11 protein-coding genes are annotated in these 13,548 nt (G+C 57.0%); 7 read left to right on the forward strand and 4 right to left on the reverse strand.

Features of this window, described 5'->3' with window-relative positions; translation table 11 throughout:
- The first annotated feature begins 3 nt into the window (after positions 1–3).
- Positions 4–1,485 (forward strand): Fic family protein, encoded by a 1,482-nt coding sequence (locus DBV39_RS03795; RefSeq protein WP_108620415.1) that lies wholly within the window; start codon positions 4–6, stop codon positions 1,483–1,485.
- 43 nt (positions 1,486–1,528) lie between these two features.
- Here DBV39_RS03795 and DBV39_RS03800 read toward each other — a convergent pair whose 3' ends face one another.
- Positions 1,529–1,819 (reverse strand): tyrosine-type recombinase/integrase, encoded by a 291-nt coding sequence (locus DBV39_RS03800; RefSeq protein WP_159078782.1) that lies wholly within the window; start codon positions 1,817–1,819, stop codon positions 1,529–1,531.
- 973 nt (positions 1,820–2,792) lie between these two features.
- On the opposite strand from DBV39_RS03800, the gene DBV39_RS03805 reads away from it, so the two are divergent.
- The 6 genes from DBV39_RS03805 to DBV39_RS03830 all read left to right on the forward strand — a co-directional run bounded on the left by DBV39_RS03805 (position 2,793) and on the right by DBV39_RS03830 (position 9,534).
- Positions 2,793–3,647, forward strand: a complete 855-nt coding sequence (locus DBV39_RS03805; protein ID WP_108620417.1) for an amidohydrolase family protein — start codon at positions 2,793–2,795, stop codon at positions 3,645–3,647.
- A 260-nt stretch (positions 3,648–3,907) separates the two neighbouring features.
- Entirely contained in the window at positions 3,908–4,906 is a 999-nt protein-coding gene (locus tag DBV39_RS03810) for a TRAP transporter substrate-binding protein (RefSeq protein ID WP_108623074.1), read from the forward strand.
- Positions 4,907–5,422: a TRAP transporter small permease gene (locus DBV39_RS03815; RefSeq protein WP_108620418.1), complete on the forward strand. Its 516-nt coding sequence runs from the start codon at positions 4,907–4,909 to the stop codon at positions 5,420–5,422.
- Positions 5,419–6,690 carry a TRAP transporter large permease gene (locus DBV39_RS03820; RefSeq protein ID WP_108620419.1) on the forward strand — a complete coding sequence of 424 codons (1,272 nt, stop codon included), beginning with the start codon at positions 5,419–5,421 and terminating at the stop codon, positions 6,688–6,690. Before DBV39_RS03815 ends, DBV39_RS03820 begins: the two co-directional genes overlap by 4 nt.
- 92 nt (positions 6,691–6,782) lie before the next feature.
- Positions 6,783–7,568, forward strand: a complete 786-nt coding sequence (locus DBV39_RS03825) for a class II aldolase/adducin family protein (protein ID WP_227870801.1) — start codon at positions 6,783–6,785, stop codon at positions 7,566–7,568.
- An 838-nt stretch (positions 7,569–8,406) separates the two neighbouring features.
- Positions 8,407–9,534, forward strand: a complete 1,128-nt coding sequence (locus DBV39_RS03830; protein WP_108620421.1) for a ZIP family metal transporter — start codon at positions 8,407–8,409, stop codon at positions 9,532–9,534.
- Between the two features lie 699 nt (positions 9,535–10,233).
- On the opposite strand, the gene DBV39_RS03835 is transcribed toward DBV39_RS03830, so the two are convergent.
- From DBV39_RS03835 to DBV39_RS03845, 3 genes are all read right to left on the reverse strand, one after another.
- The gene (locus tag DBV39_RS03835) at positions 10,234–11,547 is read right to left on the reverse strand and encodes an ABC transporter substrate-binding protein (RefSeq protein WP_108620422.1); all 1,314 of its coding nucleotides are present in this window, start codon (positions 11,545–11,547) and stop codon (positions 10,234–10,236) included.
- A 126-nt stretch (positions 11,548–11,673) separates the two neighbouring features.
- Positions 11,674–12,798, reverse strand: coding sequence for a zinc-dependent alcohol dehydrogenase family protein (locus DBV39_RS03840; protein ID WP_108620423.1), 1,125 nt, complete (start codon positions 12,796–12,798; stop codon positions 11,674–11,676).
- Between the two features lie 88 nt (positions 12,799–12,886).
- The gene (locus tag DBV39_RS03845; RefSeq protein WP_108620424.1) at positions 12,887–13,546 is read right to left on the reverse strand and encodes an ABC transporter ATP-binding protein; all 660 of its coding nucleotides are present in this window, start codon (positions 13,544–13,546) and stop codon (positions 12,887–12,889) included.
- Positions 13,547–13,548 lie beyond the last annotated feature (2 nt).

Consider the following 13,548-nt stretch of genomic DNA (forward strand, 5'->3'; position numbering starts at 1 on the left):
AGCATGCCAATCGGACAGAATGCCGACAGTCTCCTCCCGGAAATCCTTTTTACAGGGGCAGGCGACCCTGCAGCGGACCGCGCCGTTCTCCGGATGGCGAGTTCAGGACAGCTTCGAAAGCTGCATGCGGGGGTCTACACCAGTGACCTGACGAGCCCTGCGCAAATGGTGGTCTTGCGTCATTGGTCCAGTATTGTCAGCCACCTTCTGCCAGACGGGGTATTGAGTTATCGCAGTGGCTACGACACAAAGCCTTTTGAGGGATCCCTGTATGTCACTCGCGGCAACCGGGCGCGCACAATCGAGCTGCCTGGGCTCACGATCAAAGTGATTCCGGGGCCGGGAGCGGTCGACGGCGATACACCCTATAAGCGGCTCTTCCTAGCCAGCCAACCCCGCTGGATACTGGAGAATCTGGCGACGGGGCGCGGTGTCAGCGAGCGTGTGCTGTCACGGTACGCTCTGGAGTCCGAGCTGGACAAACTGCTGTCCATCCGAGGGGAACATCGCTTCAACCAGCTGCGAGATACCTGTCGCACCCTGGCTGTCAAGATGGGGCGGGAAAAGGAGTTCAAACGCCTGGACGGCATCATGGGCGCATTGCAGGGCACCTACGACAACAGGAAACTGCACAGCAAGCAGGCGCTCGCTCGGGCCGCTGGCCGCCCCTATGACCCCGACCGCCTCGTGCTGTTCGACGCTCTCTTCAGCTATCTGCGAGCGCAGCCCCTGCCGGAAGTCGCCGCTGGCGCAGAAATGGGTACCGCCCGCGGGAACTTCGCTTTCTTCGAGTCTTACTTTTCAAATTACATCGAAGGCACCACGTTTTTGGTGAGCGAAGCCGAGGAAATTGTCTTTGAGGGCAAGCTCATTCCAAACCGGGCGGAAGACTCTCATGACATTCTGGGTACGTTTCAGGCGGCGATGCAGCCGCCTTGGCGCGACCAGCCGCCCCGCACGAGCGACGATTTTCTCCTCTGGCTGAAAAGCGTCAACGCGCTGGTGATGCGGTCTCGCATTGACAAGAATCCTGGGGAATGGAAGAACGAAAACAATCAGACGGGGTCCACTCTGTTCGTCGCTCGTGAACTGGTGCAAGGTACGCTGCGGGAAGGGTTTGAGCGGATTCAAGCACTTGAAACTGCCTTGGCCCGCGCCTTGATGACGATGTTCGTGGTGTCTGAGGTTCACCCTTTCAAGGATGGCAACGGCAGAACTGCCCGTTTGGCGATGAACTGCATGCTGAGCGCCGCTGGTCAGTCGCGCATCATTGTGCCAACGGTGTACCGCGAAGATTATCTGCTGCCGCTGAAAAGCCTGTCGAGCCACGCTGACGCCGCGCCCTATGTCCGCGCAATGGTTCGCATCCAGGCCTGGACAGCCGCGTTTGACTACGCCAGGCCCCGGCCTGAGCTGTACCAGGCTCTGAAACAGTGCCATGCATTTGAGGAAGACCTGAAAAACTATCGTCTGGTGTTCCCATAGATGCGTATCAAAAAACCTTCCTGGGTGGCCAGGAGGGCAGAAATCAGGATTGAGATGAATCAGGCGAAACGCCGGTGGCCTGTGCTGCTGCGTTCGTGTATGTCCGTTTTCGGGCTTCTGTCAGATGCAGGTAAACCACCGTGGTCTTCAGCTGCGTGTGTGCCAGCGCATGCTGTACGCCCGCGATATCTGCACCGCTGTCGAGCATCATTGAGGCAAATGTGTGCCGCAGATCATGCATCTTGAGATCGGGCATGGCAGCCCTGCGACGAAAGGTATCCCACGCGTTTTGGCATGAGTGGTACGGTTTCCCTGTTTTCGGATTCGGGAACACCCATTCGCCATCCGTCTCCTCTTGCCTAAGGCGAAGCAGGTTAACAACACCCGCTGCCAGGTGCTACCCAGGCCGTCTACCGTGTTTGCCTTGCTACCAGCAGATTCAACGTTCAGAGTCTTGACTGCTGCACCGTCAAGATTAACAGTGCCAGTGTTGGAGCCATTGCTAAAGTTCTGTATCGCTGCGGTAGCAGAAGTGCCAAAACTAGCGGTGACAGTTTGAGCGGCGTCTTGGGCCACGTTATTAAACCCAAGCTCTCGACTGGCGACCAAAAATAGGCCAGTCAGGTTATTCGCACCAAAAACCGAATTTATGTCGTTGACATTTTGAAGCCCTGCCACTGCCGACATATTCAAACCAGTAGTTGCTGTCGGAGCGTACTGATTCAGAGTTGCGCCGTTTTTCATTTGAGGCGGAACGACAGCTGCCGCGGCGCCGTAGTAATTGAAGGTGACGTTTCCAGCGACACCGTCAATCTGATCACCGGCCGTAACAGTTGCCGAAGCGCCTGTATTGTCACCAGCAAAGGTATCGTCGCGACTTGTGCCCGTAAGGCTATCAATAGCAGTAGTGCGCGGGAAATTGCGCTCGGCGATGAAGCCAGGAGCCTGTCCGCTTATACGGTAAGCCGATCAGGGTTAGTCCCTAGGGACTGAAGTCTCTTCATGAGAAGTTTCACATATTGAAACTTTAGTGACAGGGTGCGTCAGAATGTGTAGGATTTTAGTTCGACAGACAGGTATCGTTTAGCACATGAAATTGATTCGGTGCACACAGAAACCGGGCGGTGTTTGAGAAAAATCAACCTGAGGCGATGTTTGCCAGACAGGGATTGCCTGAGCACGGATTGCCCAGGCGAACGGGCAGCTCTACCGATTTCATTTGACGTGCGTACAAACGAATCCATCGCCGCTCACAGAAACACAGAGACACAGAGCTGACGCGATGGGCATAACAAAGAGAGGGGACATTGAGTTACTTACCTTTTGACGCAGATCTTCGGCCAGCACGTGAGCGCCTTCCGGAAGGCGCTTGCGACTGCCACTTTCATTTCTTTCAGGAATTTGAACGGTTCCCTGTGTCGTCGGCTGCCGCCTATGTACCGACACCTGCGACCATTGAAGACTATCGCCGGATGTGCAAGGCGTATGGCGTTGACCGTGGCGTGCTGGTGCATCCGAGCGTCTATGGTGCAGATCACTCAAGCTATGAAGTGTTCATGGCTGCCAATCAGGACTGGCTTCGCGGCGTGGCGGTTGCGCCTGCAAACGTCGATGCCGCCAGCCTGGAGCGCTGGCATGCGCTAGGGACCCGGGGAACGCGGATCAACCGTGCGTTTGCCAATGGCCCGTCAGATCAGGACATCGACACCATCATCGACAAGATCAAGCCGCTGGGCTGGCATGCCCAGGTATTTGCACCGCTGCTTCAGGAGCCAGGACTGATCAGGCGGATCGCCGATCGCGGTGTGTCAGTCGTAGTCGACCACCTCGGCTACGCTCCAGCCGATGCCTTGATTTCGAGTGAGCCTTTCAAGGATCTGCTGGCCCTCATGCGTGAAGGTCAGGCGTGGCTCAAACTGTCCGGCCCGTATCGATCGTCGAACCAGATGCCCAAATACCCGGATCTGCGTCCGGTTATCGACGCTCTGCTGCACGCTAACTCTGATCGCGCTGTGTGGGGAACCGACTGGCCGCACCCGCATATCGACGCCATGCCAAACGACGGGGATCTGGTCGACCTGATTTTTGACTGGTTGCCAGACCCTCAGCTGCGTCAGAAGATACTGGTCGATAACCCCACCCGACTGTACTGGTCGGATTAAGGCGAAGCTGACCAGATGTCACTGCGTCACTGCATCACGGGCTCGCGATCCATGTCAGTCGGCCATCGCGTCTGACCGCTCACGGATTGCTTCATCGTGCTCGTGGCAGCCGATAGCGGTTGTTGGCGGCCCCGGAGATTCTCATAGCAGGCATGGATGATCCATTCGGTTTCGTCTGAATGGATGCAAGCGCCAGACAATCAGTCAATCGATCAATCTTCAGTTCAGTCATCACAGTCGTACACAAAGGAGACATAACCATGAAACTTTTCACAAAACTCTTGCCCCTGGCAGCAGTCTGTGCAGTCTTGAGCGTACCCGTTCAGGTTGCAGCGCAAACCAAGATTCCCATCAAGCTCGGCTGGACCACCACCGACGGTCCGACTGACCCGTACGCAGTCGGTGCCCGGGCGTTTGCCAAGGCACTCGAGCAAGATCCGGCCGGCAAAGTGTTTGACGTGCAGTTCTACCCGAACCGCCAGCTCGGTGACGAGAAAGCACTTCTCGAAGGCTTGAGAATGGGGACCGCCCAGGCCGCCATCATCACCAATGCCGTGACTGCCCAGATCGAACCCGCGTTCCTGTTGAACGATCTGCCATTCCTGTATGCCTCCTCGAATCAGGCATACGATCTGCTCGATGGCGAAGTCGGTGACATGCTGGCCGAAAAACTCGCATCCAAAGGCATTGCGGTGCTCGGGTACATGGGCGGCGGATTCCGCAACATGATCAACAACGTGCGCCCGGTCAGCAAGCCGGAAGACGTTTCGGGTGTGAAGTACCGTGTCATGCAAAGTCCGATGTACATCGGTATGTACGAATCGCTCGGTGGCAATCCCGTTCCGATGGCCTGGGGCGAGACCTACACTGCTGTTCAGCAGGGCGCACTGGATGGCCTGGAGATTCCTCTGTCGGTGATTGACTCTACCAAGTCATACGAGATCACCAAGTATCTGTCGCTGACCAATCACACCTTCTCGGTGATCGAGTTCCTGTTCAACAAACGCTGGCTCGACCGTCTGGAGCCTGCGCAGCGTGATGCCATCGTCAAGGCAGCCGAAGTGGCCACCAAAGAGCAACGCATCGTGAGCGACGAATCTGCCAGGAAACTGGTGAGTGTGCTCGCCGACAAGGGTATGCAGGTTAACGAGATTGGCAATCCCGCCCAGTTCCGCGAGAAGGTCAAGCCGGTGTATGAGAAGTTCCGTCCACAGATCGGTGCAGAGATCCTGGACAAGGCACTGGTCGAGGTTCAGTAAATGCAGACGCTGCTCTCGGTCCTCTACAGGGTGCTCCAGCGTTTGAATGCGGCGATTGCCTTGCTGGTCAAAGGCATTGTCGTGTTGCTGGGGCTGGGGATGACACTCTCGATTCTGTACCAGGTGTTTATGCGCTATGTGTTCAATAGCCCACCTTCCTGGTCCGAGGAGCTCGCTTTGCTGTTTTTTAGCTGGAGCATGTTGCTGATGCTGGCAGTGGGGGTGCGCGAAGCGTTTCACGTGCGCATGGATCTGATTCTGAACTGGTTGCCCAGGCTGGGCAACCAGTTGCTGGAGCGTTTCATTGATCTCTGTACGGCCGCGTTTGGCGGGTATCTGGCGTGGATGGGGGTGGAGTACTGCCTGATGATGGTGGGCTCCACCTCAGCTGCAATTGCGTACCCGATCACCATGCTCTATAGCGCAGCGCCTGTCAGTGGTGTACTGATTTTTTTGTTTAGTCTGGAACTGTTGTTTGATCCCAGACGACTCGAGCGTAGCGAGGGCAGGTCATGACCGAGGCGATCTGGATTTTGACGCTGGGCTTTACCGGCATGGTGATATTCGGGTTTCCGTTTGTATTCGCCATCGGGATGGCCGTTGTGCTGGTTCTCATCGCAGTGGACCTGCCGGGTATGCTGCTGCCACAGACACTGGTGGCCAGCTCACAGTCTTTCAGTCTGCTGGGTATTCCGTTTTTTATGCTGGCCGGTGAGCTGATGTTGCGCGGCGGTCTGTCACGCCGTCTGATTGCCGTGGCCGATGTGTTTGTCCGGCATCTCCTGGGTGGACTGGGACATGTCACCATTGTCGCCTCGTGCATTTTTGCATCGATCTCTGGCTCGGCACCGGCTACGACGGCAGCGATTGGGTCAGCCATGATTCCGGCGATGGCAGAGCGGGGCTACTCCAGGGCGTATGCCACGTCGCTCGTGGTCAGTACCGGTGTACTCGCCCCTCTGATTCCGCCCTCGATTGCCTTCATCATCTGGGGGGTGATTGCCGAACAGTCAATTGCCACCTTGTTCCTTGCCGGAATCGTGCCAGGCCTTGCGCTCGCGATCGGACTCTCCTCGCTTGTGCTCTGGCGCGCGCACAGGGAGAACATTCCCCGCCTGGAAAAAGCGACGTTTGCCGAAGTCAAAGATGCTCTGCGTAAAGGAATCTGGGCATTGCTCACACCTGTGCTGGTGCTCGGTGGCATTTACGGCGGGATCTTTACACCGACCGAAGCCGCGGCCGTGGCCTGTCTCTACAGCTTCATCGTTGGCGTGTTCATCGAGAAAAAGCTCGCATGGGGTGAATTGCCCGCTGTGATGCTGCACGCCATGAAGGTCAGCGCAGTGGTGATGGCGATTGTGGCGGTTTCAGGTGGGCTCGGTGTCATCGTGGCGCAGGAGCAACTGGCCACCAAGTTCGCTGCGTTGATGGGCTCACTGGTGGCCGAGCCCTGGGTGATGCTGCTGCTCTTGAACCTGGGCTTCTTTTTGCTGGCGGCAGTCATGGACGAGGTTGCGCTCATGCTGATCTTTGGGCCGATGCTGATCGCCATTGGTAATCAGTTCGGCATTGATCCGATCCACTTTGGCGCCATGATTGTGACCAACGTGGCCATTGGTATGGCGACCCCTCCTGTGGGCTACTGCCTCTTTGTGGGTGCGTCCGTCAGTGGCCAGAGTCTGCTGGCCATCTCCAGAGCGATCTGGCCCCAGATTCTGGTGATGCTGGTTGTGTTGATGCTGGTGACCTACGTGCCGCAGTTCTCGCTGATGTTCGTGAAGTGATGGTTTGATCGGCAGGAAGAACCGAGTGAACTGACCTGAACGGGACTCACCCGATTTGATTTGAATGAGTATCTGATTTTTGAGAGGATGACATGAATGCACCAATGAATAACGTCGTACTGGAAGATGTACGCTCCATGGTTTCCGAGGCAGAGTGGCAGGCCCGCGTCGATCTGGCCGCGTGCTACCGTCTGATGCCGATGTTTGGCATGAGTGACCTGGTCTACAACCATATCACCTTGCGTGTGCCGGGAGATGAGGAGCGAATCCTGATCAATCCGTTCGGATTCATGTACGAAGAGGTCACTGCGTCGAGCCTCATCACCATCAATCTCGAGGGGGATGTGATTCTGAACCCGAACGAGGACTACGGTGTGAACCGGGCCGGGTACGTCATTCACAGTGCGGTGCACGGCGCCCGTCACGATGTCGGTTGTGTGATTCACACACACTCCAGAGCAGGCATGGCAGTCTCTGCGCTCAAGTGTGGTTTGTTGCCACTGACCCAGACGGCCATGCGCTTTTGTGGGAGCATCACTTATCACGACTACGAAGGTCCGGCTGTCGATCTGGATGAGCGAGCACGCCTGGTGGCCGATCTGGGGCAGGGTGATGCCATGATCCTGCGTAACCACGGCTTGCTGGTCGCAGCACCCAATGTGGCCGAGGCATTCAACAAGATGTACTGGCTGGAAATGGCCTGCAAGGCGCAGGTCGATGCCATGTCGTGCAACACGGAGCTGAACATGCCGGATCCGGCTGTCGTAGAGAAGACCGTGCATCTCTACAAGCCCGAGACCCGTCGTCCGTATGGTCTGATGGAGTGGCCCGCAATGCTGCGCATGCTCGACAGACGCGACAAGTCATACCGTGACTGAAGCCAGTCAGACTGTTGATTGCGTTCGTTTGCAATCTTCTCTCGACTCATGACTGACTGCTTGCAGACTGGGAGGCAACCATTGTGCTGTCTCACAATCTGCAAGCATCAAGACGGTAGTAATGCGCAGGGTAGTGCGATCAAACCCTGGCAAATTGTCTGGCAAGCTGTCTGACCAGCGACGCCCACATCACACCATCACACCGTCCGTGCAACTCCAGTCCGTGCGGCATCAGCACTAGCGTGAACCTGAAGCAGCGTGTATCGAGAAGAGGTCTCGACACTGTTTTCCGGGTCCGCCTGTTGCCTGGCGCAACTGAGATGGATGTGACTGGTGTGTGTCGTGGCTTTGGGCGAATGCCTGAACTGTTTGCGGTCTGGCGCTGGCCGAATGCAAACTCGATCTAGATCCACAATGGATTGCCCTGTACCCCTGTACCCCTGTACCCAGGTTCCCTGAATCGCTACAGTCTCCTGATCCACTCAACCCCCACCGATGCCCTTCAGTTCCCCTGGGTTCGATTTGCTTCCCAGCGTTTCCCCGTACTTGTCTTGCTGCGTCCCGTCGAGTCAGCCCTGACAGCAGATGAAGGGCGAGATGCTTTTGTTCTGCACTTTTGTCTCGAACGCCTGGCATCGGGCAGTCAAGTTCGGCGATTCAACGTTTAGCGCCTAACCGTACACAGTACGCCGCACACCAAACCCCCTCACTGCACCCACTGTGCTCACTGCACTCACTGAGCACTGGCTTCGGCTTGCTGTGCCGTACTGATAGACGGTATCCAGGTGCTCATTTCCATTTCACTTTTCAGTCTCTCTTTCATTCGAAAGGACGCGACATGCCTGACGTATTCATCCCTTCTGGTCAAACCCGCTCCTGTCAGCCCGCTTCTACCGGTATTGAGCACCAAGCCGGTACGCATCACACAGCTGCTGCAGCGCCGATGCGCCACGCCAGATTTCCATGGCTAAAGCTGCTGACAGGTCTTGCCATTGTCTTTGGTGGGCTGATGGTTGTGGTGTCTGAGCTGTTTGTCTGGGTCACATCGCCTGATCAGCAGTTTGCAAGATGGGCACTCGCTGGTGGCACAGTTGGTGTTGTCTTTACTGCACTCGGTGCCCTGTTTGCAGTGCTCGTCCTGCAGTGGGTGAGGGTGCGCGCGTCTGCTCAGGCATTAGACGAGCCAGACAGGTGGGAGCAGAATGTTTCCCAGGTTGATTCGTACGGATCCAGGTTGCGTGGAGCCGTTCTGACCCATGAGAACATCGTTCTGAGCTTTGCGGCTGGCATGATGCTGTGCGCGGCGATGCTGTCGCTCCTGATGCCGGGTGTGGAAACAGCGATCAAACTGTATGGGGTCCGGTCAGGTGTCGGAATCGTCTGGGGTGGATTCTGTGTAGGACTGTTTCTGATCTGGGCGCTTTCAAAGATCGTGTCAGCCACGATCGGACAACACCGCGAACTGGCATCGCCCGCGACTTCCGGGTCAGGTAGTGAGCGTAATTCCCTGAGCGTTCGCGATCGGGTGAAGTTGTTTGTCACCGTGATTGCCTTGCATAACATTCCTGAAGGGATGGCGGTTGGTGCATCGCTGGCTCAAGGAGACCTTGCGATTGGCTTGCCAGTCGTGGCAGCGATTGCGATACAGAATCTGCCAGAGGGTGTTGCGGTCGCGCTGGCGCTGGTCTCGGCGGGCTCCTCCATGATCATGGCGGTCGTGATTGCGTGTGTGGGCGCCTTGCTTGAGCCTGTAGGCGCTGTGCTGGCTGTGGCGATCGTCGGCAATGCAACGTGGGCGATGTGGATCTATCCGGCTGCACTCGCCTTTGCGGGGGCGGCCATGTTGTATGTCGTGACCTGTCAGGTGATTCCGGCAACACTGGCTGCCCGGGGTGGCCTGGCGGTGTGGATCGCGATGGGTCTGGGTGTCCTGGTGATGGTGGCTTTTGATTTCGCTCTGGGGTGAGGGAACCGGGTCAGTGCACACTCAGGGCGGCTGTGGTTCGTATCAGTCGGCTGCAGGTGACCGGATGCTGGACGCTGCCCGAATCATTCGTTCTGTCTTTCAGAACAACTGGTCGGTATCCGGGAAACTCAGGAAAGCCTACCCCGCATTGTCGGACATTGTCGGATTCTGAACTAGCCAGTTCAGTGGTTCAAGTCATTCGTTCAGTCATGGACGATAAGTCGGTTGAGGGTCAGTCGCCATGATAAACAGGCTTCGATCAATCTCCTTGCGGGACCGAATGAGCGACGACTCCGCGGTGAATCCCTGGTGAGTCCGTAGCGATTTCGGGGTTGTATGTGCAGCGCCAGGCGGCGAACAGCGACACCTCTTCGAAGGTGTTGCCGTACTCAGGCACTGCTGCGACTCGGAGTGGTTCGATCGTGAGACTGGCGTTCGAATGAGATGACGTTCGGTGAAAACATCGAACCGGTCGTTGTGAGTCACGACGAACCCGTCTAAAGACGGCAAGGACCGGAAAACCTTTTGCGGCCTCGCGCAATGAGAACAAATCAACGCTTATGGAACCCCCGGCTTTCGCCGTGGGGAGGTTTGTATTGCCGCGGCGCTTCAGGTGACTGCGTGCCGGGTGACCCCCGGATATTGCCTGAGTGCCGCGGTTGTCCGTGTTTGTAAGTGCTACTCAGCTTGGCAAGTGTGTCACTTGAAGCTCACGATGCCTGGATCATTGATGACGTCGGGGTTGAACTCCTTCTCGATCCACTCCAGCGAGTTTTTGCCCACCGGCGGCAGAACCAGGTTGCCCGGGATGATCATCATGTTGTCCAGCACTTTGAAGGGGTACTGATCACTGGCCTTTGTCACCCCAAAAAGCTGGGCTTCGACTGCCTGGCCGTCAGAGCGATCAATCACGACTTCGCGCCCGAAACCCTTGAACTTGATGTCGTGCATGGCTTTGGCCACCTGTTCTTTGGTTGGCCAGTTACCACCATTGTCGGCCATGGCTTTCTCGTAACCAGCCTTGAGACCATTCAGCGCCTGGGCCATGTGGTAGACCGAGTAGATCGGATAAGAACCGGTCTTTTCTCTGAACTTCTTCACAAAGGCCTGGTGGGCTGGATCATCCTTGGTTTCCGGATGCTGGAAGTAGTGATCCCCCCGTGCGCCGATGATCACACCTTCAGGCAAGGAGTCACCCAGCCGCTCCAGGGAGCTCTCGCCCAGTGACAGCACGAACTGCGAGTTGTCAAAGAGTCTGCGCTGATTAGCCTGACGCACGAAGTTGTCCAGATCACCGCCCCATGAGGTGGTCAGAATCACATCCGGACGCAGTGCCTGCAGACGGCTGATTTCTGTCGAAAAGTCGGCTGCCCCGAACTTCGGGAACATTTCCGCCACGACTTTGACGTCCGGCCGAAAGCGCTTCAGACCAGCCAGAAAGAGGTCGCGCGAATCACGTCCCCAGGCGTAATCCTGGTTCACGATCGCGATCGTCTTGAAATCCGGATTGACCTTGAGCAGGTAAAGCACCTGAGCCAGCATCTCGATGGTGGCATTGGCCTCGGTCCGAACCACGTACTGATAGTCCTTGCCTTCAAGCGCATTCTGGGTGCCGCAGTCCCACAGGATGTTGAGGACTTTGAGGTCTTCTGCCACTGGTGCCACGATGTTGCAGTGACCACTGGAGATGGATGCCAGCATCACATCGGTGCCATTGTCGACCAGACGACGGTATTCCGAGAGCAGCTTTTCGCCACCACCCCCTTCATCGATATAGGTCGGGACCACTTTGACTCCGCCAATTCCGCCCTGGGCATTGATCTCTTCGATCAGGATGTCAGCTCCGTCGCGAGCCGGAACGCCAAAGACCGATGCAGGCCCGGACAGGTAAGTGGTAATGCCGACCTTGAGTTCGTCAGGCTTGTCGGCCGCAAGCGCCACCGATGCAACCGATGCGCCCGAGGCAGCCAGAACGGCTGCTCCGAGCAGTCTGGCCAGTTTCTGTTTCATCATAAGTGTCTCCTCGTTATTGTGCGTAAAGAACCAGCGGTTAAAAATACTGCAATGGCTTGACTGAGTGACTGAGTGACTGAGTGACTTTATTGGTGTGCTACTGACTGACTTCACTCGGGCCGAACCCTAAAACACAATCGCATCCCGAAGACTGCTACCGGAAGCCAGGTGATCGAATCCTTCGTTGATTTGATCCAGCGTGAAACTCTGTCCCATCATTCTGTCTACGGGCAGTCGACCTTCCTTGTAAAGCTCGATGTAGCGGTTGATATCGATAGCAGGGACCCCTGAACCCAGATAACTGCCGCGGATTTCTCGCTCTTCACCCACAAGCTGGGAGAGCGAGAGCGAGAACCGGGATTGCGGATTGGGCAAACCTGAGGTAATGGTGGCCCCGCCTCTGCGCGTGAGGCGATACGCGGTCTCGAACGCCGGGACGGCGCCTGCCATGTCAAACCCGTAGTCCACCTGACCCCCGGCCTGATCAATCAGATCCTGATCGGTCTGCACGTTCTTTGGGTTGACGGTGTGGGTGGCACCCAGTTGCCGGGCGAGTGCCAGTTTCTCATCGGACAAGTCGACGGCGACGACCCGTCTGGCACCTGCGCCGACGGCTGCTATGAGCGCACTCAGTCCGACACCACCGAGTCCGATGATCGCCGCTGTATCACCCAGACGGATACGGGCTCGGTTGATGACAGCACCCGCACCGGTCAGGACGGCACATCCAAAAAGCGCCGCTTCGCGATGCGTAAGTTCAACATTGATCTTGACGCACGAGCGACGTGACACCACAGCATGGTCTGCAAAGCAGGAGACCCCGGTGTGGTGATTCAAGTAGGTGTTGCCGATGTGCAATCGCCGATCGCCACCGAGCAAGGTGCCCTGGCTATTGGCGTAGGCACCGGGTTCACACAGGGCAGGGCGGGCCTGCATGCAAGGCTCGCACTGACCGCAACTAGGTACAAACACCATCACCACGTGGTCGCCAGGCTTTAAGTCATGCACACCGGGTCCGACCTCAACCACCTCACCCGACGATTCGTGTCCGAGTACCATCGGCAGGGCTCTGGGGCGATCGCCATTGATGACGGACAGGTCGGAATGACACAGTCCGGCGGCTTTCATCTGCACCAGTACTTCTCCGAATCCGGGACTGTCGAGCTCGACTTCAGTGATCTCGACCGGCCGGGATTGGGCGTAGGGCATGGGCAGTCCCATCTCCCGAACAATCGCCGCCTGAATACGCATTGCTGATCTCCTTATTCTGATTTAATCCGGTGTCCTGCACTGCTGGCCCCGCATCGCTGGCCCTGCATTGCTGACCCTGCCAGACATTTCAGGTGTTCAATGTCAGTGATCCTCTTTCGATGGTCCAGATCTGGTCCGGAATACTCCCGAGAAGCTTGACGTTCGATTCAGTGATGACCACGCAGAGATCGGGCTGTAGTTCCTTCAGGCGTCCGAGTGCCAGGGCATACTCCTGACTGAGCTTGGGTGCCAGGCCCTGAAACGGTTCGTCCAGCATCAACACGCGGGTACCAACCATGATGGCCCGGCCCAGTGCCACCATCTTGCCCTGACCACCTGAGAGCGCAGAACCTGATCTGGCGAGCATGGGTTCGATCTGCGGAACCACCTTGAGCACGGTTTGCAGACGTTCGGTGATCTCTTGAGCGGACTGTCCTTGTACTTCGCATGGCAGTCGCAGGTTCTGCTCGACACTCATGGTCGGGAAGATCACGCGGTCTTCGGGTGCGTAGCCGAAATTCAGTTCGGCTCGCACATGACCAGGCAGGTCGATGAGCTCCCTGTCATCAAACCGGATACTGCCCGAGCGGGCTTTGACCAGTCCCATGATCGAGCGCAAGAGGGTGGTTTTTCCGGCGCCATTGCGCCCGACAATGCCAATCGTGCGCGCGTCATCAAACTGTGCCGAGACGTCTCTGAGAATCCGGTTGGAGGCGAGGTCCACGTTGAGTTTTTCAATGGTCAGCATCG

Origin of the sequence: Orrella marina (assembly GCF_003058465.1) — a bacterium.
Taxonomy (GTDB): Bacteria; Pseudomonadota; Gammaproteobacteria; order Burkholderiales; family Burkholderiaceae_B; genus Algicoccus; species Algicoccus marinus.

Coding starts and splice junctions, on each gene's coding strand:
- DBV39_RS03840 (WP_108620423.1), bottom strand. CDS start 12,798: ATGCGTATTCAGGCGGCGATTGTTCGGGAGATGGGACTGCCCATGCCC.
- DBV39_RS03830 (WP_108620421.1), top strand. CDS start 8,407: ATGCCTGACGTATTCATCCCTTCTGGTCAAACCCGCTCCTGTCAGCCC.
- DBV39_RS03815 (WP_108620418.1), top strand. CDS start 4,907: ATGCAGACGCTGCTCTCGGTCCTCTACAGGGTGCTCCAGCGTTTGAAT.
- DBV39_RS03820 (WP_108620419.1), top strand. CDS start 5,419: ATGACCGAGGCGATCTGGATTTTGACGCTGGGCTTTACCGGCATGGTG.
- DBV39_RS03845 (WP_108620424.1), bottom strand. CDS start 13,546: ATGCTGACCATTGAAAAACTCAACGTGGACCTCGCCTCCAACCGGATT.
- DBV39_RS03795 (WP_108620415.1), top strand. CDS start 4: ATGCCAATCGGACAGAATGCCGACAGTCTCCTCCCGGAAATCCTTTTT.
- DBV39_RS03810 (WP_108623074.1), top strand. CDS start 3,908: ATGAAACTTTTCACAAAACTCTTGCCCCTGGCAGCAGTCTGTGCAGTC.
- DBV39_RS03835 (WP_108620422.1), bottom strand. CDS start 11,547: ATGATGAAACAGAAACTGGCCAGACTGCTCGGAGCAGCCGTTCTGGCT.
- DBV39_RS03825 (WP_227870801.1), top strand. CDS start 6,783: ATGAATGCACCAATGAATAACGTCGTACTGGAAGATGTACGCTCCATG.